Raw genomic sequence first — 21,710 nt, 5'->3', positions numbered from 1 at the left:
TGGAACCAGAGCGCGCAGCGGAAGATGTGGGGCGTTGGCATGGCGCATCCATTGTGTCAGTGTGGCCGGCCCCGCCACAATGGGCCACCATGCAGTTCCACTCCATCGCCAACGCCCCCGTGCCCTCGTCTTCCGGCCGCACCATCGCGGTCATCGATCCGTCCGACGGGGCGCCGTATGAAGAGATCCAGCGCGGCACGCCGGAAGACATCGACGCCGCCGTGCACGCCGCGCGCCAGTGCTACGACGCCGTCTGGCACAAGCTGGCGCCCGCGGAGCGCGGCCGGCTGCTGATGCGCCTCTCCCACGCGGTGGCCGAGAACGCCAACGAGCTCACGGCCATCGAGCAGCGCGACTGCGGCAAGCCCACGCGCCAGGCCCGAGCCGACGCGCTGGCGCTGGCGCGCTACTTCGAGTTCTATGCCGGCGCGTGCGACAAGCTGCACGGCGAGACCATTCCCTACATGGAAGGCACCAGCGTGCTCACCTGGCGCGAGCCGCACGGCGTCACCGGCCACATCGTTCCCTGGAACTACCCCATGCAGATCTTCGGGCGCAGCGTGGGCGCGGCGCTGGGGGCAGGCAATGCCTGCGTGGTCAAGCCCGCCGAAGACGCCTGCCTCTCGCTGCTGCGCGTGGCGCAGCTCGCGGCCGAAGTAGGCTTTCCGGCGGGCGCGCTCAACATCGTGACCGGCTACGGCCATGAGGCGGGCGATGCGCTGGCGCGGCATCCGGGCATCGACCACATCAGCTTCACCGGCAGCCCCGGCGTGGGCACGCTGATCCAGCAGATCGCGGCCGAGCGGCACTGCCCGGTGACCCTGGAGCTGGGCGGAAAAAGCCCGCAGATCGTCTTCGCCGATGCCGACCTGGAAGCCGTCGTGCCGGCCGTGGTGAACGCCATCGTGCAGAACGCCGGGCAGACCTGCTCGGCCGGCTCGCGTGTGCTGATCGAGCGGGCCATCTACGAGCCGCTGCTGGAGCGCCTGGCCACGGCCTTCGAGGCGCTGCGCGTGGGCCCAGCGGCCATGGACCTGGACCTGGGCCCGCTCATCCGCCAGAGCCAGCAGCAGCGCGTGTGGGACTTTCTCTCCGACGCGCAGGTGGCCGGCATTCCGATGGTGGCGCAGGGCACAGTGGTGGACCTGGCGCCCGAGACCGGCTTCTACCAGGCCCCCACCCTGCTGCGCGACGTGCCGCCCGGCCACCGGCTGGCGCAGGAAGAGGTCTTCGGCCCGGTGCTGGCCGCCCTGCCCTTCGAGGGCGAGGACGAAGCCGTGCAGCTGGCCAACGGCACGGCCTTCGGCCTGGTGGCCGGCGTGTGGACGCGGTACGGCGCCCGCCAGCTGCGCATGGCGCGGCGCATCCGCGCCGGGCAGGTGTTCATCAACAACTACGGCGCGGGCGGCGGGGTCGAGCTGCCCTTTGGCGGTGTGCGCTCGAGCGGCCATGGGCGCGAGAAGGGCTTCGAGGCGCTCTACGGCTTCACCACGCTCAAGACGGTGGCGATACGGCACGGGTAAGCAGCGGCACTCGCTACGCTTTCGATAGCTGATAACCATTGAATTGCCTGGGCTGCAGCCATTTTTTGATGCCGCCCCGCCCCCGCAAGGCGGCAGACCGGCTCAGCCCAGCGCCGTGTCCAGCAGCATCATGGTGACGAAGCCGATCATCAGCCCGCCGGTCGCCCAGGCCTCATGGCCCTTGCGGTGCGATTCGGGAATGATCTCGTGGCTGATGACGAACAGCATCGCGCCCGCCGCGAAGCCCAGCCCCCAGGGCAGCAGCATGGCCGATGCGCTGACCACCGCCGCGCCCAGCACCGCCCCGATGGGCTCGACCAGCCCCGAAGCCATGCCCAGGCCGACTGCCACCCGCCGCCGGTACCCGGCCGCCAGCAGCGCGACGGCGACGACCAGCCCCTCGGGCACGTCCTGGATGGCGATGCCCGCCGTGAGCGTGCTGCCGCCCACGCTGCCCGATCCCGCATAGGCCACCCCGATGGCCAGCCCCTCGGGCAGGTTGTGCAGCGCGATGGCGAAGACGAAGAGCCAGGTGCGCTGCAGCGTGCGAGAGGGCTGGCCCTCGGCTCCCTTGATGAAATGCTCGTGCGGCAGCAGCCGCTCCATCACCAGCAGCGCCAGCGCCCCCAGCAGGATGGCCGCGCCGATGGTGCCGCCCGCAGCCCAGGGGCCGGCGCCCGATGACCGGGCCGCCTCCAGCCCCGGCAGGATCAGCGAGAACGAGCTGGCCGCCAGCATCACCCCGGCGCCGAAGCCGAAGAGCGTGTCCTGCACCTTGTCGGAAAGCCGCTGCGAGAACATCACCGGCGCCGTGCCCAGCGCCGTCGCCAGCGCCGCCACCAGCCCGCCCTGCCAGGCCTGCGCGACCTGTTCGTTGGCCTGCAGGTAGGCCGAGAACTGCAGCACCAGCGCGACCAGCCCCAGCACGGCGATGGCACCGCCCAGCCACCGGCGGGCAGGCCAGCGAAGGGGGCCGGCAGGGCGAGGGGACGTCGCGTCGTCAGGGATCATGGGGCGGGTTCCTGCAGAGGGCATGGCGAGATCGGAAGAGCGGGCTGGCAGCGTTCGCGGGGCCCTTCAGCCGCGCGCTGCGGCCAGGGCCTGTGCGTGGCGCCGCGCCACCTCGACCCAGTCCACCACGTTATAGAACGCGGCGATGTAGTCGGGGCGGCGATTCTGGTACTTGAGGTAGTAGGCGTGCTCCCACACGTCCAGCCCCAGAATGGGCGTGTGGCCCGAGGCGATGCCGGGCATGAGCGGGCTGTCCTGGTTACCCGTGCTCTCCACCGCCAGCCGGCCCTGCGGCGTGACCACCAGCCAGGCCCAGCCGCTACCAAAGCGCGTGAGCGCGGCCTGGGTGAAAGCCTGCCTGAAGGTCTCGAACCCGCCCAGGTCGGTGTCGATGGCGCGGGCCAGCTCGCCTGCAGGCTGGCCGCCGCCCCGGGGCGACATCACCGTCCAGAAGAGGCTGTGGTTGGCATGGCCGCCTCCGTGGTTGCGCACCGCCGTCTGCAGCGATTCGGGCAGCTGGCCAATGGCGGCGACCAGCGCCTCCACGCTCTGGCCCGCATGGGGCGTGCCTTCCAGCGCCGCGTTCAGATTGTTCACGTAGGTCTGGTGATGTTTGCTGTGGTGGATCTCCATGGTCTGGGCGTCGAGATGGGGTTCGAGCGCGTCGTAGGCATAAGGCAGTGCGGGCAGCGTGTAGGGCATGACGATGGACTTTCTGAGGCGGGGAAACGAACGGAGCGCGGCTCGACCCGGGGAGAGCGCCCCAGTGGGACGCAATGCAGGCTCCGGCCAAGACGCCGAACCGCGCCCCGTGGGTCGCCATGCATGCAAATGATAATTATTATCAATAAAGACCCGCCATGCCAGAAATGCCCACGCTGGCTATAGTGGGCTCGCGGTCAGACCACCGACATTCGGCAATGAATCGGCCCACAGCCCACATTCCACCTGCGCCAATAGCTATAAAAACAATAGCAAACCTTACCCCGGCACAAAGGAGCCTCCATGCGCCTCGCCCATAAATCCGTTCTCGTTACCGGCGCCGGCAGCGGCATCGGCGAAGGCATCGCCCGCCGCCTCGCAGTCGAAGGCGCACGGGTCGTCGTCAACGACCTGAACGCCGAGGCGGGCCAGCGCGTGGCCAAGGCCATCCAGGCCGCGGGCGGTGAAGCCGCCTTCGTGCAGGGCGACGTGACGCGCTCGGATGACGTGCACGCCCTGGTCGCTGCAGCCCTGCGCCTTCACGGCCGGCTGGATGTGGTGGTCAACAACGCCGGCTGGACGCACCGCAACCGCCCCATGCTGGAGGTGAGCGAGGCGGAGTTCGACAAGGTCTATGCGGTGAACGTCAAGAGCCTCTACCTGTCGGCCATCCATGCCGTGCCCGCCATGCGCGCCAACCCCGGCGGCAGCGGCGGCAGCTTCATCAACATCGCCTCCACGGCCGGCCTGCGGCCCCGGCCCGGCCTGACCTGGTACAACGGCTCGAAAGGTGCGGTCATCACCACCAGCAAGTCGATGGCGGCCGAGTTGGGGCCGGACAACATCCGCGTGAACTGCATCAACCCGGTGTTCAACCCCGACACGGGCCTGGCGGCCGAATTCGCGGGCGGCCCGGTGGACGACGCGGCCCGCGCGCGCTTTCTGGCCAGCATCCCGCTGGGCCGCTTTTCCACCGCGCTCGACGTGGCCAACGCGGCGCTATACCTCGCGAGCGACGAGGCGGCCTTCATCAGCGGCACCTGCATCGAAGTGGACGGCGCGCGCTGCGTCTGAGCCGGCCCGGCATCGCGCCGGAAAACCGGGCGGCCCGCCCTCCAGGATCGCCCCTCGGCCACAAAGCCCGCCACGCTCAACGGGCCGCGCCCATGCGGCAGAATCGCCAGCATGGCTGAACGTGTCATTCCTCTCGTGGACCAGCGCATCGCGACGCGCGCGCCCACCGTGCCCACGGGCGCGGCAGGTCTGCCCACGGGCCGGCTGGCCGACGCGCTAGGCCGGCCCTTGCGCGATCTGCGCATCAGCGTGACCGATCGCTGCAACTTCCGCTGCGGCTATTGCATGCCCAAGGAAGTGTTCGACAAGGACTATGCCTACCTGCCCCATTCGGCGCTGCTGAGCTTCGAGGAGATCACGCGCCTGGCTCGACAGTTCATCGCGCACGGCGTGGGCAAGATCCGGCTCACAGGGGGCGAGCCGCTGCTGCGCAAGAACCTGGAACGGCTGGTGGAGCAGCTCGCCACCCTGCGCACGCCCGAGGGCCGCGCGCCCGACCTGACGCTGACCACCAACGGCTCGCTGCTGGCGCGCAAGGCCCGGGCCCTCAAGGAAGCGGGCCTGGACCGCCTCACCGTGAGCCTCGACAGCCTGGACGACGCCGTCTTTCGCCGCATGAACGACGTGGACTTTCCCGTCGCGGACGTGCTGGCCGGCATCGAGGCCGCGCAGGCCGCGGGTTTCGACCGCATCAAGGTCAACATGGTGGTCAAGCGCGGCACGAACGACCACGAAGTGCTGCCCATGGCCCGGTACTTCCGCGGCACCGGCGTCACGCTGCGCTTCATCGAATACATGGACGTGGGCGCCACCAACGGCTGGCGCATGGACGAGGTGCTGCCCTCGGCCACGCTGATCGCCCGGCTACAGGAGCAGCTGCCCCTGGTGCCGCTCGAAGCCAGCGCCCCCGGCGAAACCGCGGCCCGCTGGGGCTATGCCGACGCGCTGGGCTGCCACGATGCGGCGCTGGGGGAGGTCGGCGTCATCAGCAGCGTGACCCAGGCTTTCTGCCGCGACTGCAACCGCGCGCGCCTGTCCACCGAAGGCCAGCTCTACCTCTGCCTCTTCGCCACCCAGGGCTGGGACCTGCGCAGCCTGCTGCGCGGCGGCGCCAGCGACGAGGCCATCGCCGCCGCCATCGCTCCCATCTGGCAGCAGCGCAGCGACCGCTATTCCGAACTGCGCAGCCAGTTGCCGCCCGACGCCGCCGCCGCCGGCGCGGGCCGGCGCCGCGTGGAGATGAGCTACATCGGCGGCTGACGCACACAGCAGCACAGCGGCACCGCGGCAGACAACAGGCGCCCGGCCCCTGCGCCCCCCCCCTCTTTCAGACAGCGACGAACCGAACGAGCCCCTCCTCATGATCGACCCTGAAGACATCACCGGCCTGGTCCTCGCCGGCGGACGCGGCAGCCGCATGGGCGGCGCGGACAAAGGCCTGCAGAGCTTCCGCGGCCTGCCGCTGGCGCTGCACGCCCTCATACGCCTGCAGCTGCAGGTGGGCCACACCTTGGTCAACGCCAACCGCAATCTGGCGGCCTACGAGGCCTTCGGCACGCCGGTCTGGCCCGACGGGCTGGCCGACTACGCTGGGCCGCTGGCCGGCTTTCTCACCGGGCTGGAGCGCTGCGAAACCGGCTGGCTGCTGACCGTGCCCTGCGACACCCCCCTTTTTCCCCACGATCTGGCCGCGCGGCTGGCGGCCGCCGCCCAGGCGGAGGATGCCGACATCGCCATGGCCGCCGCGCGCGAGACCGATGCCGCCACCGGCACGACCGTGCTGCGGCCGCAGCCGGTGTTCTGCCTGCTGCGCGTCTCGCTGCTGGAAAGCCTGGTGCAGTTCACCCAGAACGGCGGCCGCAAGATCGACCGCTGGACCGCGCAGCACGCCTGTGCCATCGTGCCTTTCGACCAGCCGGACGACGATCCGCTCGCCTTCCGCAACGCCAATACGCCCGAAGAGCTGCGCGCACTGGAGTCCGCAGCGTGAACGCCCCGGCCCCCACCCATCCGCCCACCACCATGAAGACGCTCGCCGAGATCGCGGCCGAACTGCAGGGCTACGACCCGCAGGCGCTCAGCGCCTCCGGCGTACAGGCCTTTCTCGAACGGCTGGTGCAGCCCGTCGCCGAGACCGAGCAGGTCGGCATCTTCGAGGCGCTCGGCCGCGTGCTGGCGCAGGACATCGTCTCGCCCCTGAGTGTGCCGCCGCACGACAACTCCGCCATGGACGGCTATGCCTTCGACGGCGCGCAGCTGCGCCCCGGCGCGGCGTTGACGCTGCGCTGTGTAGGCACGGCCCTGGCGGGCAAGGCCTGGGCCGGCACCGTCGCGCCCGGCGAGTGCGTGAAGATCATGACCGGCGCCGTCATGCCCGCCGGGCTCGACACGGTGGTGCCCCAGGAATTCACCACCACCGAAGGCGACGGCTGCATCCGCATCGCCGCCGACGTGCTGCGCGCCGGCGACAACCGCCGCCTGATGGGCGAAGACCTGATGGAAGGCCGTGTGGCCCTGGCGCAGGGCAGCGTCTTCACGCCCGCCGCGCTGGGCCTGGTGGCCAGTCTGGGCCTGGCCCGCGCCACCGTGTTCCGCCGCCTGCGCGTGGCGTATTTCTCCACCGGCGACGAGATCCTGAGCCTGGGCGAGCCGCCCCGCGAAGGCGCCGTGTACGACAGCAACCGCTACACCGTCTTCGGCCTGCTCACGCGGCTGGGCGTGGAGGTGATCGACCTGGGCGTGGTGCCCGACCAGCCCGCGCAGCTGGAGGCCGCTTTCCGCGAGGCCGGCGCGCGAGCCGATGCCGTCATCACCAGCGGCGGCGTGAGCGTGGGCGAGGCCGACCACACCCGCGCCATGATGAAGCAGCTGGGCGACGTGGCCTTCTGGCGCATCGCCATGCGCCCCGGCCGGCCCATGGCCGTGGGGCGCCTCGCTGCGGCAGCGCCCACAGCAAGCGGCGCCGTGCTCTTCGGCCTGCCCGGCAACCCCGTGGCGGTGATGGTGACCTTCCTCGCCTTCGTGCGCCCTGCCCTGCTGCGCATGATGGGCAGCAGTGCCGGCGCGCAGCCGCTGCTGCGAGCCGTCAGCACCGAACCCATCCGCAAGAAGGCTGGCCGCACCGAATACCAGCGCGGCTGGGTCTCCACCGCGCCGGGCGGCACGCTGCAGGTGCGCACCACCGGCAACCAGGGCTCGGGCGTGCTCAGCTCCATGGTGCAGGCCAACGGGCTTATCGTGCTGCACCACGGCCAGGGCCACGTCGCGGCCGGCGACACGGTGGATGTGATGATGTTCGACGGCGCCGTCTGACACTGCCGGCCCGCTGGCGCCGTGTATGAAGCAGGGTCTGCCACCTCACGTCCCAATCAGAGGAAAACCGCATGCCTTTCGCCGATCGCCATCTCGTGCAACCGCCCACCCGCGACACCGTGGACCAGACCAGCGGCGCCACCGTGCTGGAATTCGGCACACCCTGGTGCGGCCACTGCCAGCGCGCGCAGCCGCTCATCCAGCAGGCTCTGGAGGACCGCAGCGAGGTCGCGCATCTCAAGGTGGAAGACGGCCCCGGCCAGCCCCTGGGCCGGAGCTTTCGCGTCAAGCTCTGGCCCACGCTGGTCTTCCTGCGCGACGGCCAGGAAGTGGCCCGGCTGGTGCGCCCGCAGGATGCGCAGAGCATCCACGAGGCGCTGCAGAGCATCACGGCCGCGGCCTGAAGCCGGCGCTCGAGGATCAGCGCCCCAGCGCCTTGTCCACGCCCTTGTTGGCCAGCGCGTCGGCACGCTCGTTGCCGGGGTCGCCCGCGTGGCCCTTGACCCAGCGCCAGTCGATGACGTGGCCCGAGGTGGCCACCAGGTCATCCAGGCGCTTCCACAGCTCCACGTTCTTCACCGGCTGGCCCGACGCGGTGCGCCAGCCCTTTTTCTTCCAGCCCTGCACCCATTCGGTGATGCCCTTGCGCACGTACTGGCTGTCGAGGAACAGCGTCACCGCGCAGGGCTTCTTCAGCGCCGCCAGCGCCTCGATCACCGCCAGCAGTTCCATGCGGTTGTTGGTCGTGTCCAGCTCGCCGCCGAACAGTTCCTTTTCCAGTGCGCCCGAGCGCAGCACGACGCCCCAGCCACCGGGCCCGGGGTTGCCCTTGCACGCCCCATCGGTATAGATCACCACCTGATTCAAACAACACACTCCATCGGATTCGGGAAAGAAAGCAGCAACCAGGCAAACCAGCGGCCTCGGGCCCTGCCCGGCTGCGGAAAGAACGAACGCGGCCGGCTTCAGCGCCGGCGGCGCTGCGCCACCGGCACGGGCGCTGCGGCCTTGCTGGCCGCATGGCGCCAGGGCGCGGCGAGCAGGCGCATGCCATGCACCCGCTTGATCGCCACCACCGTGTAGGCGGCCCCGAGTATGGGCCACCAGCGCGCGCCCAGGCCGTCCATCCAGTCGAAACGCTCCAGCCAGCGGTCCTGCCGCACCGCCGGGCGGTAACAGCCGAAGCTGAACGTATCCACCTCGAAGTTCAGGAGCCGCAGCCAGTCGCGCACGCGCCCCGGGCCGATGAACTCGCCGACGTCGGGCAGGTAAAGATCACCACCGCCGCCGAAGCGCTGGTAGAGTCGCGCTCGGCGCTGGCGCAGGCCCCAGAGGCTCCATGGATTGAGGCCGCTGATGACGACACGCCCTTCGGGCACCAGCACCCGCTCCACCTCGCGCAGCGCGGCATGCGGATCGACGCTGAGCTCCAGTGCATGGGGCAGCAGCACCAGGTCGATGCTGGCCGGCTCGAAAGGCAAAGCGACGGGATCGGCCAGGAGATGGGCGCGCTGCGCGGGAGCACCAGGCTGCGGTTCCAGGCGCGATTCCGCCTCACCCAGAGCGAGCCAGCGGTGCGGCATGCGGTTGGTGCGCAGGCCTTCCAGGCCCGACATGCCCAGCTGCACCGCGTGGTAGCCGAACAGGTCGGCAACCAGTTCATCATGCTGCTCTTGCTCCCACGCCAGCAGGTAACGGCCGGGGGGGGAGTCGAACCAACGGTGCAAACTTATAATTTCGTCGCTCATGAACTTGCTGCCGCTGCCCGCCTTCGCCGACAACTACATCTGGATGCTGCACGACGCGCAGGATGCGGTCGTTGTGGACCCGGGTGACGCAGCGCCCGTCATCGAAGCCCTGCGCCGCACCGGACTGCGATTGCAGGCGATTCTAGTCACGCACCACCATGCAGATCACACGGGCGGCGTGCGTGAATTGCGCGAGGCCACCGGTGCCGTGGTGCACGGGCCCGCGCACGAAGCGATTCCCGAGCCCGTTGCCCGCGTGGCACAGGGCGATGCGGCCACGGTGCTGGGTGATCTGCGCTTCGAGGTGTTCGACGTGCCGGGCCACACCAGCGGCCACATCGCCTACTACTGTCCCGCGGTGCCCGGCGCCGCCGGAGCGTCGGGCCCGGTGGAAGCCGCCTCGCCGGTTCTGTTCTGCGGCGACACGCTCTTTTCCGGCGGCTGCGGGCGGCTCTTCGAAGGCACGCCCGCGCAGATGCAGGCCTCGCTGGACACCCTGGCCGCCCTGCCCGGCGACACGCTGGTCTGCTGCGCCCACGAATACACACTTTCGAACCTGCGTTTCGCGCAGGCCGTGGAACCGGGTAACCAGGCCCTGCTCCATTACCGCTCCGAGTGCGAATCCCTGCGCGCGCAAGGCCGGCCCACGCTGCCTTCACGCCTGGCGACCGAGCGCAACATCAACCCCTTCCTGCGCACCCGCGAAGCGGCTGTGGCCCAGGCGGCATGCGATTTCGACGGCAGCGTCGATCGCGGCGATGCCGTCCAGGTTCTGGCAGCGCTGCGCCAATGGAAAAACGAGTTCCGATGAAGATCCTGAAAATCCTGGCCGTCGCCAGCCTGGTGTGGCTGACCGGCTGCGCCTCCACCGGCACCAACACCACCACGGCCGCCGCTGCGGGCAACAAGGACGGCAGCATCGCTGCCAGCAGCAGCGCACAGATACCTTCAGGGCCGCTGCGCCCCATCACGGCCGCCAAGGCCTCCAGCCGCGAAGTGGCCATGCTCTCCGCCCCCGCCGATCTGTGGGATCGCATCCGCCGTGGCTTCGCCATGCCGGACCTGCAGAACGACCTGGTGACCGACCGCGAGCAGTGGTATGCATCGCGGCCCGACTACATGCAGCGCATGACGGAGCGCTCGAGCAAGTACCTCTTCCATATCGTCGAAGAGCTGGAGCGGCGCGGCATGCCCACCGAGCTGGCGCTGCTGCCCTACATCGAGAGCGCCTTCAATCCGCAGGCCGTCTCCAGCGCCAAGGCCGCAGGCATGTGGCAGTTCATGCCTGCGACCGGCACCTATTTCGACCTCAAGCAGAACGCCTTTCGCGACGATCGCCGCGATGTGCTGGCTTCCACCAAGGCCGCGCTCGATTACCTCCAGAAGCTCTACGGCATGTTCGGCGACTGGCATCTGGCTCTCGCCGCCTACAACTGGGGTGAAGGCAGCGTGAGCCGCGCCATCGCGCGCAACCAGAAGGCCGGCCTGGGCACCAGCTACACCGACCTCAACATGCCCGCCGAGACCCGGCTCTATGTGCCCAAGCTGCAGGCCGTGAAGAACATCGTCGCCCATCCCGATGAATTCCACACCGAACTGCCGCTGATCGAGAACCATCCTTTCTTCCAGGTGGTGGATATCACCCACGACATCGACGTGTCGCTGGTCGCCAGTCTGGCGGGGATCCGCGAATCGGATTTCCGCGCGCTGAACCCGTCGCTGCACAAGCCGGTCATCTTCGCGGCCGGCACGCCGAAGATCCTGCTGCCCTGGGACAACGCCAAGGTCTTCCGCAAGAACCTCGAAGCGCATTCCGAGGGCCAGTACGCCAGCTGGACGGTCTGGACGGCTCCCTCCAACCTGAGCCCTGCCGCCGCCGCGCAGCGCGTGGGCATGTCCGAAGCCGACCTGCGCGCGATCAACGGCATTCCGCCGCGCATGCTCATCAAGGCCGGCTCGGCCCTGATGGTGCCGCGCGCCACCACCACGCGGGAGGACGTCTCCAGCCAGGTGGCCGACAACGGACAGGTGGCATTCACGCCCGAGATCGTGACCCGCCGCACCACCGTGCGCGCCGGCAAGCGCGAGACGGTCGCCAGCATCGCGCACCGCTACCGGGTCAGCGTGGACAACGTCGCCGACTGGAACGACGTGAAGAAGACCGCCAACTTCAAGAGCGGCCAGGCCGTCGTGATGTATCTGCCGGTGCGACTCACCACTGCTTCAGCCGCCCGCGTGCCGTCTGCGGACGTCAAGCAGACCTCTGCCCGTGGCAGACCAGCGCCCGCCGCCAGCACGCGCTCGCCAGCCAAGCACCAAGCAGCCACCAGCCGCAAGGGCGGCACGCCGCCGAAGGCGCAGAAGAAGAAGCGCTGACCGGCTCCGCTTCTGATGGCCCCGGCACGTCAGAAGCGCAGGTTGTGCATGCCCACCAGCCCCAGGATCCCCATCACGATCAGGTAGAGCGCGACGATCACGTTGAGCAGCCGAGGCATCACCAGGATCAGGATGCCGGCGATCAGGGACACGAGGGGACCGATGCTGAAATGAAGCGTCATGGTGAACCTTGAAAGGGTGAGGTGCCGATTGGAAGCGGATGGGCGGCGGAAAGCGTCCGCGCAGGCCCTGCGTCACTTTAGCCGCCCCGCGTATCCCGCCCAACCCCCTCCCCGGCCTCTCGCCTGCGGCACCGAGGCAATCCCTCTTCAAAGCGCGTACTTGAGCTTGGCCCTGCGCGCGTAGGCGTCGGTGAAGGTGAGTGCAAGATCCACTCGGGATGCATCAAGCTCCGGCCGCAGCCGCGCCAGGGCACGCAGCGCCGTGGCGGGGCCCTCATCGGGCATCAGGCCGTCGGGCGACAGGGTTTCGCGGCTGCGCTGGAAGGCGGCCAGATACCCCCCCCGGTCACCCATCATGTAGCCGGCAGGCAGCGCTCGCACCAGGTCGGTCGGTGATGCGGTCTGCAGCCATTTGAGTGCATGCACCAGCGCGTTGACCAGGGCCTGCGCCTGCGCCGGCCGCTGCGTGGTAAACCCCTTGGGTACATAAAGACAGGCCGAGGGCATGGGGCCGGTGAAGAGGTCGGACGAGCCCTTGAGCGTACGTGTATCGCACAGCAGGCGCACTTCGCCGCGCTGCTCGAGCAGCGTCATCAGCGGATCCGCGTGGCAGAGTGCGTGCACCGCTCCCTGCCGCAAAGCGGTGACGGCCCCCATGCCGGAGCCCACGCCCACGAAGCGGACCTCATTGAGCGGAGCCCCCGCCAGCCCCAGCCACAGGCCGGCCAGGAGCTGTGTCGCCGAACCCGGCGCCGACACCCCCACGCGCATGCCATTGAAGCGCGTCACGCTGCGCCAGGGCCAGGTGCGCGTCGAAGCGCCCAGCGCCAGCTGCGGAGCGCGGCCCAGCACCACCAGGCTGCGCAGAGGCGCAGCGGGCGCTGCCAATGCCAGCCCTCGGGGCGACGGCTGCTGCAAGCTGGTGCCAGTGCTTCCGATGGCGGCCTGCAGCACGTGGCTGTAGGCCCCGCAGCAGACATCGGCATCGCCGGTCTGCAGCGCCTGCAGCGCAAGGGAGCCGCCGGCATAGTCCTGCAGCCTGACGTCCAGCCCCTCGGCATGAAAGAACCCGAGCGCATCGGCAATCACCAATGGCAGGTAATACAAGGTCCTGCCGCCCCCCACCGCCACGCGAATGCGCTCTCCGCCGCCCGACAGCGGCTGCGCGCGCCCAGCCACCGGCGCCGCGATCCAGGCGGTCGCGGTGGCCGAAGCGGCATGGGCGCCCCATTGGCGCCGGGTCAGGTGCGGTAATGACATGGAGCTGGATGAACGACGAAGGAAGTTCATGCTGCAGTGCAACATGAGGGATGGAGTGTGCCTGAAGCACGCGCGTGGCGCGACCAGGGAGTTGTACCTACCCGGGCGGTTCCCCACCTACGGCTGTGCGGCGGCAGAGCAGCGCCCCACCCCCACCCAGCCATGACCCGGCGTGGCAGCGGCCTGCACATCCCCTGCGCGGGGCCGTCAGCGATAGCCGACGAACAAGATCGCGATGTTGACCAGAAGGCCCGCCGCCCAAACCAGGCTGCGAGCCGTCGGCATGCCGCCCACGTACAGGGCGATGAAGCCGATGCGCAGCAGCACGAACGCCAGGGCCAGCATGTCCAGCAGCGTCTGCGGGGCCCCGAGCTGATGGGCGATGACGACCGCGCCGATAAAGAAAGGCAGCGCCTCGAAGCTGTTGGCCTGCGCGGCATTCGCACGCGCCCGCCAGCCGGTCTGGCGGTCAAGCCAGCTTCGGGGATCGGCGTTGTCGTCGCGGCGGAAGGCGCCACGCTTGGCCAGCAGCGCGCACACCATAGGCAGCAGCGCAGCGATCAGTACGCACCAGTAGGCGGCGGTGAACCGGGCCACATGCATTGTCGTGTTCATGGCACACCTTCGCTTTCTCGTGTTTTCAGCTGCCTGCGCCCTGGGAAACAGGGCATACAGCTACCATTTTAATAGCAATACACCGCCTGGCCCGCCGGTCAGCGCCGATCGGACAGCGCATGCGCGATGGTGCCGAGATCGACGTATTCCAGCTCGCTGCCCACCGGCACCCCCCGCGCCAGGCGCGTGACATGCACGCCCCGGCTCTTGAGCGTCTCGCTGATGGCATAGGCCGTGGCCTCGCCTTCTGCCGTGAAGCTGGTCGCCAGGATCACCTCCTGCACGACGCCGTCGCTCGCACGCTCCAGCAGCTGCTTGAAGCCGATATCGTTCGGGCCCACGCCATCGAGCGGCGAGAGCCGCCCCATCAGCACGAAGTAGAGCCCCCGGAAAGCCCCCGTGCGCTCCAGAGCGGCCTGGTCGGCCGGCGTTTCCACCACGGCCAGGCGCGTGGCGTCACGCTCCGGGTCCAGGCAGACCTCGCACACGGCCGCCTCGGTAAAGGTGTGGCAGCGCTCGCAATGCCGCACCGACCGCGCCGCCTCGTGCAAGGCCCGCGACAGCGCCTCGGCACCTGCGCGGTCGTGCTGCAGAAGATGGAAGGCCATGCGCTGCGCCGATTTCACGCCCACCCCGGGCAGGCGCCGCAGCGCCTGGATCAGGGCGTCAAGAGAACTCGTATCGGTCATCAAACTCCTGGAAATCGGGCGTTGGAGCAGCGCATCAGCATGGCGCAAGAACTGGAGCGGTACGTGAGGATTCCGGGCACCGCCCAACGACGCTCACGACAGCGCAAAGGGCGTAGCGAGCGGGATCAGCTGCGAGGCGGACGGAGCGCAGCGACCGGAACGTACTGCATGTACGTGAGGATCGCGAGCACCGCCCAACGACGCAGATGGCCCGCGCAGTAGCCCCCCTCAGAAAGGGAATTTCATGCCGCCGGGGAGGCCTGGCATCCCCGCCGTCAGCTTGCCCATCTTTTCCTGCGAGGTCTCCTCGGCCTTGCGCACGGCCGCATTGAAAGCGGCAGCCACCAGGTCTTCGAGCATGTCCTTGTCGTCGGCCAGCAGGCTGGGGTCGATGGTCACGCGCTTGACGTCGTGCTTGCAGGTCATCAGCACCTTGACGAGGCCGGCGCCCGATTCGCCTTCCACCTCGATGTGGGCCAGTTCGTCCTGGGCCTTCTTCAGGTTGTCCTGCATGGCCTGGGCTTGCTTCATCAGGCCGGCGAGTTGTCCCTTGTTGAACATGAAAGGTGTCCTTTGCTTATGAAATGGATCGAATGAATCGAACGGATGGATGAATGAGTGACATGGGGTCGGAGCGGCGCAGTGAAAGGCAGCAGAGAGGAACCGGCATGCACTGCCCTGCCCTGGCGCCTGCGATCGCTGGGCCGGCTCGGGCGCGTCAGGCGGGCTTGATGCTGCCAGGCACGATTTTCGCCCCGAAGTCGCGCATCAGCGTCTGCACATAGGGGTCGTTTTCGACGATCTCCTGCGCCAAGCGCTGGCGCTCGGCCGCCGCATGCGCATTGCGCCGCGCCGGGCTGTCGATCACCACGCCCAATTCCACGCTGATCTGCGTGGCGTGGCCGTGGGCTTCGAGCGCCGCGCGCAGGCGTTCGCGCGCGGTGGGCTGGTTGAGCGATTCACGCTCGACACGCAGCAGCCAGTGGCCCGCATCGCGCGCCACCAGTTGCGACTGCAGTGCCAGCTCGCGCACCAGCGCGGTAATGGCTTCGGCTGCCACCAGTTGCTGCACGGTGGCATACCAGACATCGCCTTCGTCGGTGCGGGTGTAGCGCGCCGACGCGGCGCGCGGGCCGCCAGCCGGCAAGGGCTGCAGACGGGCACCCGGCTCGGGCGCCTCGCGCACCGGGATTGCTACAAATTCAGGAGCATCACGCCCACGATCCTGCCGGGCTACAGGCCGATTCTGCCGCAAGTCCTCAGGCGAACGCACGGCCAGCTCGACAGGCGCATGAGCGGGTTCCGATGCGTAAGTCGGTACGGAGTCGTAGTCCACTTCCGAGAAGGCGGCGGGATGGCCGGGCGCCGGGCCGTCGTCGGCACCGGCTTCAGGGAGCACCGCGACATCGGCCTGCGGCGACTCGGTGGCCACTGCTGCAGCTTGCGGGACCGGGGGGGCGCCCGCGCCGGGGCGCAGCGGCGATGCGACGGCCGCCACAGGCGAGAAGTCCCGCGCCACCGGCGGCTCGGCCGCGCGCACAGGTGCAACGGAGCCCGCCGCAGCCCCTGCGGAGGGCGGATCAGCCGGCTTCAGAGTTTTTTTTTCCAGTGAGCCGTCTTCGGCGGCATTGGAATGGTTGGGCTTGAACGCCAGCAACCGCAGGAGGGCCATGGTGAGCGCGGCGTATTCATCGGGCGCCAGGCCCAGCTCCGTGCGGCCATGCAGGCAGATGCTGTAGAGCAGCTGCGTTTCGTCGGCGGGCATCAGGCCGGCCAGGCGGGCGATCTCGGCGGCTTCCGGGTCGCTGCCGTCGGCGGCGGCATCGGCGGCGCGCTGGGGCACGGCCTGGATCACGGCCATGCGCTGCAGTACCGTGCTCATCTCCTCCAGCGTGGAGGCGGCCGAGAGGCCGTTGAGACGCAGCGCATCCGCCGTTTCCACCACGGTGCGGCCATCACCCTGCGCCAGCGCGTCGATGAGGCGAAAGACATAGCTGCGGTCCACGCTGCCCAGCATCTGGCGCACGCCGGCTTCCTGCAGCTGGCCGCTGCCGAAGGCGATGGCCTGGTCGGTGAGCGAGAGCGCATCGCGCATGGAGCCGCGCGCGGCGCGCGAGAGCAGGCGCAGGGCCTGCGGGTCGGCGGGCACGTTTTCCTGCGCCAGCACGCGGCTCAGGTGGTCGAGCACCGTCTCGGGCGCCATGGGCCGCAGGTTGAACTGCAGGCAGCGGCTGAGTACCGTGACGGGCACCTTCTGCGGGTCGGTCGTGGCGAGCACGAACTTGAGGTATTCGGGCGGCTCCTCCAGCGTCTTCAGCATGGCGTTGAAGGCGGTGTTGGTGAGCATGTGCACTTCGTCGATCATGAAGACCTTGAAGCGGCCCTGCACGGGCTTGTACACGGCCTGCTCCAGCAGGCCCTGGACCTCGTCCACGCCCCGGTTGGAGGCGGCGTCCAGCTCGGTGTAATCCACGAAGCGGCCACTGTCGATGTCGCGGCAGGCCTGGCAGACACCGCAGGGCGTGGCGGTGATGCCGCCCTGCCCGTCCGGCCCCTGGCAGTTGAGCGACTTGGCCAGAATGCGCGAGACGGTGGTCTTGCCCACGCCGCGCGTGCCCGTGAACAGATAGGCGTGGTGCAACCGCTGCTGCGTGAGGGCATTGGACAACGCCTGCACCACGTGCTCCTGCCCGACCATTTCGGAGAAAGTCTTGGGGCGGTATTTGCGGGCGAGCACAAGGTAGGACATCCGCGGGATTCTACGGGGGCCGCGAAGCGCCGCACCGCAGGGCCGGCCACTACCATGTTCACCTACATGGGCGGCCCGGCTGGAGCCGGGCAGAGGCCCGCATCAACCCAGGGGAAATCCATGAAGCAAGCAGACAGCTGGCTCAACCGCATGAGCATTGGCCGCCGCCTGGGTCTGCTCATCGCCTGCGCCTTGCTCGGCATCGCGCTCATCACCACGGTGCTGCTGGCGTCCGAGAAGCAGCTCATCATGGACGAGCGCCAGGCCAGCGTGCGGCAGGTGGTCGAGACCGCCTACAGCCTGGTGGCCAGCTACCAGGCGCAGGTCGGGCCAGGCAAGCTGACGGAGGCGCAGGCCCAGCAGATGGCCAAGGACGCGCTGCGCGTGATGCGCTACAGCGGCAACGAATACCTCTGGATCAACGACATGGGGCCGGTCATGCTCATGCATCCGATCCGCCCGGAGCTGGAGGGCAAAAACCTCTCGGCCAACCAGGACCCGACCGGCAAGCACCTCTTCGTCGCCTTTGTGGACATGGCGCGGCAAAACGGCGCGGGCTTCGTGCCCTACCTCTGGCCCAAGCCCGGGGCCACGGAGCCGGTGCAGAAGATCTCCTACGTCAAGGGCTTCGCGCCCTGGGGCTGGGTGATCGGCTCGGGCGTCTATGTGGACACGGTCGCCGCGACGGTCAATGCGCGCATCCTGCGCTTCGGCCTGGGCGCGCTGGCGCTGGGCGCGCTGCTGCTGGCCGTGGGGGCGCTCATCGCCCGCGGGCTGCTGCGCGAGCTGGGCGGCGAGCCGCGCTACGCCAACCGCATGAGCGAAGCCATGGCCCAGGGCGATCTCTCCGTGCCGGTGGTGCTGCGGACGGGCGACCAGTCCAGCCTGCTGCACGGGCTGGAACGCATGCGCGGGAGCATCGCCCACATCGTGAGCGAGGTACGCGCCAGCACCCAGTCCATCACCACCGCATCGGCCGAGATCGCTGCGGGCAACAACGATCTCTCCCACCGCACCGAACAGCAGGCGAGCGCCCTGCAGCAGACGGCCGCCTCGATGGAACAGCTCACCAGCACCGTGCGGCAGAACGCCGACAACGCGCGCCATGCGGCGGATCTGGCGGGCTCCACCTCCGCAGTGGCCCAGCGCGGCGGCACGATGGTCGGCCAGCTGGTCAGCACCATGGGCGCGGTGAACGACTCCTCCCGCCGCATCGTGGACATCATCGGCGTGATCGACGGCATCGCCTTCCAGACCAACATCCTGGCGCTCAATGCCGCCGTGGAGGCCGCCCGCGCGGGCGAGCAGGGCCGAGGCTTCGCCGTGGTCGCCAGCGAGGTGCGCGCGCTGGCGCAGCGCTCGGCCTCGGCCGCAAAGGAGATCAAGCAGCTGATCGACACCTCGGTGCAGCAGGTGGGCGAAAGCTCCCGCCTCGTGGACCAGGCCGGCGCGACGATGAACGAGGTGGTGGACAGCGTGCAGAAGGTAACGCACCTGATCCAGGGCATCGCCTCGGCCAACCAGGAACAGGCTGCCGGCATCGACCAGGTGAACCTGGCCGTCACCCACATGGACCAGGCCACGCAGCGGAACGCCGCGCTGGTGGAGGAAGCGGCCTCGGCCGCTGAATCGCTGCGCAACCAGGCGGCACGGCTGGACGAACTGGTGGGCGTTTTCCGCGTGACGCAGCGGTGAAAACACGGCGAAAAGAGGCTCGCCCGGCACGCCGTGTGGCCTTTCTCGCCGCAGCGGCCCCGCGCAGTGGCTACAATTGCCGCTGACGGGCCTCCCCGCATGGTGAAGCAGCCAACCGGGTCAGGTGGGGAACCAAGCAGCCCTAACTGTAGAGCCAGTGCCGGGGGTAAGGCTCGTCAACTTCTTCTTTTGCAGGCCTTTCCGCCCAGGCACATTCAGCCGCGGGGCGTTTGGTTCAAGACCTGCACCTCCCAGCCCCTCATCCTCCGACTGCATTGCGGCCTCGCTGCTTGGCCCCATAGAGCGAAGCATCCGCGGCCTTCAGCAGATCGACGAGGGACCGCCCCGGCTGACTGGCGGCGCACCCCAGGCTCAAGGTCGGCGTAACCGTTGCCGCCTCCCCACGCCATTGCAGCGACTGAACCAACTGCCGCAGCCTTTCCGCCAGGATCTGCGACTCCCGCAAGGAGGTGGCCGGCAGGATCACCAGGAACTCATCGCCGCCCCAGCGCACCACGGTATCAATGTTGCGGCAGGTGCCCCTCAAGGTCTGGGACACCCGGCACAGCACCTGGTCACCGTACACATGACCCCATCGGTCGTTGATGGGCTTGAAGTGGTCCACATCGCACATGACGATGGCGAAAGGCAGCCCGCTGCGGTGCGAGCGCGACAGTTCGGATTCGAGCAATTGCTGGCCGGCGCGCCGGTTGAAGACGCCCGTCAGCTGGTCCGTCTGCGACAGCCGGTGGTTCTTGTCCGAAAGCGTCTTCAGATCGTGGATGTCCCGGAACGTCACGATGTGCATGTCCGGAAGGCTCTCCGACCGCACTTGCGCGGTGATGATGAACCAGCGCTTCTGGCCGTTCTCGCACTGGATGGGCGCGCTGACTTCCGCGATGCTCCGTCCCTGCGCCAAGCTCCTGTCGACCGCCAGGAACCAGTCGTTCGCCACCACCTTTCGCACCTCGGGATCGGGATAGGCGAGCCTGAACCAGCTCTCGAGGTCCGGAATGTCTGCGAGCCCATAGCCGATCTGATCGAGAAAGGCCGCATTCACGAAACGCGGGCTGTAGTCGGAATTCGCGCTACCGGTCCTCTCGGACACCAGTACCGGCATCGGAATCGCATTCAGAAAATCGAAAACCGCCGTGTTGTGCATCGCCATTTCCCCCCGAGCGGTACGACAGCCACGTCCCATCATGGCGGGTACGCCCCATCGGCACGTGTGGCCCGATGAATACGTTGTAGGGCGGTATGTTAAAGCTTGTTACGAAAAACCGGCGGCAGCAGGCTCAACGCGCAAGCCACCGGCCAGCGCCCTCACCCGCCGCGAGGCCGCTGGCCCAGCAGGCCGTGAGCAGGTACCCGCCCGTGGGCGCCTCCCAGTCCAGCATCTCGCCCGCGCAGAAGACGCCCGGCAGCGCCTGGAGCATCAGGCCCGCGTCCAGCGCCTCGAAAGGCACGCCGCCGGCGGTGCTGATGGCCTCATCCAGCGGGCGCGGGGCCACCACGGTGATGGGCAGCGCCTTGATGGCATGGGCCAGCGCCACCGGGTCGTTCACGCCGTCCTTGCCCAACTGTTCGTAGAGGATGGCACTCTTGATGCCATCCAGCCCCAGCCGGCTCTTCAGATGGCTGCCCAGGCTGCGCGAGCCGCGCGGGTGGCGCACTTCAACCAGCACGCGCTCGGGCGAATGGTCGGGCAGCAGATCGAGCGCGAACGTGGCGTGGCCGTGGGCGGCGATCTCGTCGCGCAGCAGGTGTGAGACGGCGTAGATCAGGCTGCCTTCCACGCCCGTGGCCGTGGCCACGAACTCGCCGCGCCGCTCGAAGTGCCGGCCCTGGCTGTCGGTGAAGGCGATCGCCACCGACTTGAAGGGCTGGCCCGCGAAGCGTTCGGCGAAGAACGGCGTCCAGCCAGTGGCGGGCTGCGGCTGGCTGCCCAGCAGCTGGCGCAGGAAGTCGCGCCGCGTCTCGCCCACCGGCCCGCCGGGCTCGGTCAGGCGCGGCACGTCGAAGCCGCAGTTGGCCGGGCGCAGCGGCGCCACGTCCACGCCGCGCTCCGCCAAGAGCGGCACCCAGGCACCATCGGAGCCCAGCCGCGCCCAGCTGCCGCCGCCCAGCGCCAGCACCACGGCGCGGGCCTGCACGCACACCTCGCCGCCCGGCGCCGCGAAGCGCAGCGCAGGGGCAGTGCCCTCAGCGGCAGGCGTGCCGGCCTCATCGCCCGCCCAGCCGAGCCAGCGGTGGCGCATGTGCAGACGCACGCCCTGCCCGCGCAGGCGGTGCAGCCAGGCGCGCAGCAGGGGCGCGGCCTTCATGTCCACCGGAAAAACGCGGCCCGAGGTGCCGACGAAGGTCTGCACGCCCAGCTCGCCCGCCCATTCGCACACCTGCTGCGCGCCGAAGCGCTGCAGCAGCGGCGCCAGCGCGGGCTGGCGCTCCCCATAGCGCGACACGAAGGGATCGAAGGCCTCGGAATGCGTGAGGTTCAGCCCGCCCTTGCCGGCCAGCAGCAGCTTGCGGCCCACGGAGGGCATGGCGTCGAACACATGCACGGCGTGGCCGGCGCGGGCCAGCGATTCGGCGGCCATCAGGCCCGCCGGGCCGCCGCCGATCACGGCCACCTCGCAGTCGATGCGCTGGGGGCCGGAGGTGGGTGCGAGGGAGGCGTTGTCGGGAGCGGATTCGGAAGCGGTCATGCCGGGCCTGTGGGAAAGGAAAGGGGATCGAAGAAGCGGCTGTGGCGAAAGGCATCAGGGCCCCAGCGC

The 21,710-nt window shown here is 69.1% G+C and carries 21 protein-coding genes and 1 other RNA gene; 10 read left to right on the top strand and 12 right to left on the bottom strand.

Annotation, left to right across the window (positions count from 1 at the left end):
* Nucleotides 1-89 precede the first annotated feature (89 nt).
* On the top strand, nt 90-1,523 hold the full coding sequence (locus AC3A84_RS01770) for an aldehyde dehydrogenase family protein (protein WP_487968020.1): 1,434 nt from the start codon (nt 90-92) through the stop codon (nt 1,521-1,523).
* A 102-nt stretch (nt 1,524-1,625) separates the two neighbouring features.
* Here the strand turns inward: AC3A84_RS01770 and AC3A84_RS01765 are convergent, their stop codons facing one another.
* A complete protein-coding gene (locus AC3A84_RS01765; protein ID WP_487968019.1) occupies nt 1,626-2,534 on the bottom strand; it encodes a ZIP family metal transporter in 909 nt (302 codons plus the stop codon).
* Nucleotides 2,535-2,600: 66 nt separating this feature from the next.
* Nucleotides 2,601-3,236 carry a superoxide dismutase gene (locus AC3A84_RS01760; protein ID WP_487968018.1) on the bottom strand — a complete coding sequence of 212 codons (636 nt, stop codon included), beginning with the start codon at nt 3,234-3,236 and terminating at the stop codon, nt 2,601-2,603.
* Nucleotides 3,237-3,539: 303 nt separating this feature from the next.
* Between AC3A84_RS01760 and AC3A84_RS01755 the strand changes: the two genes are divergently transcribed.
* The 5 genes from AC3A84_RS01755 (at nt 3,540) to AC3A84_RS01735 (ending at nt 8,026) form a co-directional block, all read left to right on the top strand.
* Nucleotides 3,540-4,310 (top strand): SDR family oxidoreductase, encoded by a 771-nt coding sequence (locus AC3A84_RS01755; protein ID WP_487968017.1) that lies wholly within the window; start codon nt 3,540-3,542, stop codon nt 4,308-4,310.
* 111 nt (nt 4,311-4,421) lie between these two features.
* A complete protein-coding gene (moaA, locus tag AC3A84_RS01750) occupies nt 4,422-5,570 on the top strand; it encodes a GTP 3',8-cyclase MoaA (protein ID WP_487968016.1) in 1,149 nt (382 codons plus the stop codon).
* A 100-nt stretch (nt 5,571-5,670) separates the two neighbouring features.
* Nucleotides 5,671-6,300, top strand: coding sequence for a molybdenum cofactor guanylyltransferase MobA (gene mobA / locus AC3A84_RS01745; protein WP_487968015.1), 630 nt, complete (start codon nt 5,671-5,673; stop codon nt 6,298-6,300).
* A gap of 32 nt (nt 6,301-6,332) precedes the next feature.
* On the top strand, nt 6,333-7,622 hold the full coding sequence (gene moeA / locus AC3A84_RS01740; protein ID WP_487968224.1) for a molybdopterin molybdotransferase MoeA: 1,290 nt from the start codon (nt 6,333-6,335) through the stop codon (nt 7,620-7,622).
* Between the two features lie 71 nt (nt 7,623-7,693).
* Complete coding sequence (locus AC3A84_RS01735) at nt 7,694-8,026, top strand: thioredoxin family protein (protein ID WP_487968014.1); 333 nt, start codon at nt 7,694-7,696, stop codon at nt 8,024-8,026.
* Nucleotides 8,027-8,042: 16 nt separating this feature from the next.
* On the opposite strand, the gene rnhA is transcribed toward AC3A84_RS01735, so the two are convergent.
* Nucleotides 8,043-8,489 (bottom strand): ribonuclease HI, encoded by a 447-nt coding sequence (gene rnhA / locus AC3A84_RS01730; RefSeq protein WP_092936784.1) that lies wholly within the window; start codon nt 8,487-8,489, stop codon nt 8,043-8,045.
* Between the two features lie 98 nt (nt 8,490-8,587).
* A complete protein-coding gene (locus tag AC3A84_RS01725; RefSeq protein WP_487968013.1) occupies nt 8,588-9,370 on the bottom strand; it encodes a class I SAM-dependent methyltransferase in 783 nt (260 codons plus the stop codon).
* On the opposite strand from AC3A84_RS01725, the gene gloB reads away from it, so the two are divergent.
* A complete protein-coding gene (gloB, locus tag AC3A84_RS01720) occupies nt 9,369-10,181 on the top strand; it encodes a hydroxyacylglutathione hydrolase (RefSeq protein ID WP_487968012.1) in 813 nt (270 codons plus the stop codon). The genes AC3A84_RS01725 and gloB overlap by 2 nt on opposite strands.
* Nucleotides 10,178-11,746 carry a transglycosylase SLT domain-containing protein gene (locus AC3A84_RS01715; RefSeq protein WP_487968011.1) on the top strand — a complete coding sequence of 523 codons (1,569 nt, stop codon included), beginning with the start codon at nt 10,178-10,180 and terminating at the stop codon, nt 11,744-11,746. Before gloB ends, AC3A84_RS01715 begins: the two co-directional genes overlap by 4 nt.
* Before the next feature lie 29 nt (nt 11,747-11,775).
* Here the strand turns inward: AC3A84_RS01715 and AC3A84_RS01710 are convergent, their stop codons facing one another.
* The 6 genes from AC3A84_RS01710 to dnaX all read right to left on the bottom strand — a co-directional run bounded on the left by AC3A84_RS01710 (nt 11,776) and on the right by dnaX (nt 17,241).
* Entirely contained in the window at nt 11,776-11,928 is a 153-nt protein-coding gene (locus tag AC3A84_RS01710) for a DUF3096 domain-containing protein (protein ID WP_487968010.1), read from the bottom strand.
* Between the two features lie 147 nt (nt 11,929-12,075).
* Nucleotides 12,076-13,188 (bottom strand): ABC transporter substrate-binding protein, encoded by a 1,113-nt coding sequence (locus tag AC3A84_RS01705; RefSeq protein WP_487968009.1) that lies wholly within the window; start codon nt 13,186-13,188, stop codon nt 12,076-12,078.
* A gap of 207 nt (nt 13,189-13,395) precedes the next feature.
* Nucleotides 13,396-13,803, bottom strand: coding sequence for an MAPEG family protein (locus tag AC3A84_RS01700; protein ID WP_487968008.1), 408 nt, complete (start codon nt 13,801-13,803; stop codon nt 13,396-13,398).
* A 98-nt stretch (nt 13,804-13,901) separates the two neighbouring features.
* Nucleotides 13,902-14,492, bottom strand: a complete 591-nt coding sequence (gene recR / locus AC3A84_RS01695; protein ID WP_487968007.1) for a recombination mediator RecR — start codon at nt 14,490-14,492, stop codon at nt 13,902-13,904.
* 228 nt (nt 14,493-14,720) lie between these two features.
* On the bottom strand, nt 14,721-15,053 hold the full coding sequence (locus tag AC3A84_RS01690; protein WP_092936800.1) for a YbaB/EbfC family nucleoid-associated protein: 333 nt from the start codon (nt 15,051-15,053) through the stop codon (nt 14,721-14,723).
* 157 nt (nt 15,054-15,210) lie between these two features.
* Nucleotides 15,211-17,241 (bottom strand): DNA polymerase III subunit gamma/tau, encoded by a 2,031-nt coding sequence (gene dnaX, locus AC3A84_RS01685; RefSeq protein ID WP_487968006.1) that lies wholly within the window; start codon nt 17,239-17,241, stop codon nt 15,211-15,213.
* A 120-nt stretch (nt 17,242-17,361) separates the two neighbouring features.
* Between dnaX and AC3A84_RS01680 the strand changes: the two genes are divergently transcribed.
* Nucleotides 17,362-18,936, top strand: a complete 1,575-nt coding sequence (locus AC3A84_RS01680) for a methyl-accepting chemotaxis protein (protein WP_487968005.1) — start codon at nt 17,362-17,364, stop codon at nt 18,934-18,936.
* Between the two features lie 84 nt (nt 18,937-19,020).
* Nucleotides 19,021-19,117: signal recognition particle sRNA small type (gene ffs / locus AC3A84_RS01675), an RNA gene on the top strand.
* A gap of 78 nt (nt 19,118-19,195) precedes the next feature.
* Here the strand turns inward: ffs and AC3A84_RS01670 are convergent.
* Both AC3A84_RS01670 and AC3A84_RS01665 read right to left on the bottom strand, forming a co-directional pair.
* Nucleotides 19,196-20,104 (bottom strand): GGDEF domain-containing protein, encoded by a 909-nt coding sequence (locus AC3A84_RS01670; RefSeq protein ID WP_487968004.1) that lies wholly within the window; start codon nt 20,102-20,104, stop codon nt 19,196-19,198.
* A gap of 127 nt (nt 20,105-20,231) precedes the next feature.
* A complete protein-coding gene (locus tag AC3A84_RS01665; RefSeq protein WP_487968003.1) occupies nt 20,232-21,641 on the bottom strand; it encodes a TIGR03862 family flavoprotein in 1,410 nt (469 codons plus the stop codon).
* Between the last annotated feature and the right edge of the window lie 69 nt (nt 21,642-21,710).

It is taken from the genome of Paracidovorax sp., from assembly GCF_057642795.1.
This window is presented reverse-complemented; position numbering and strand designations above follow the sequence as displayed.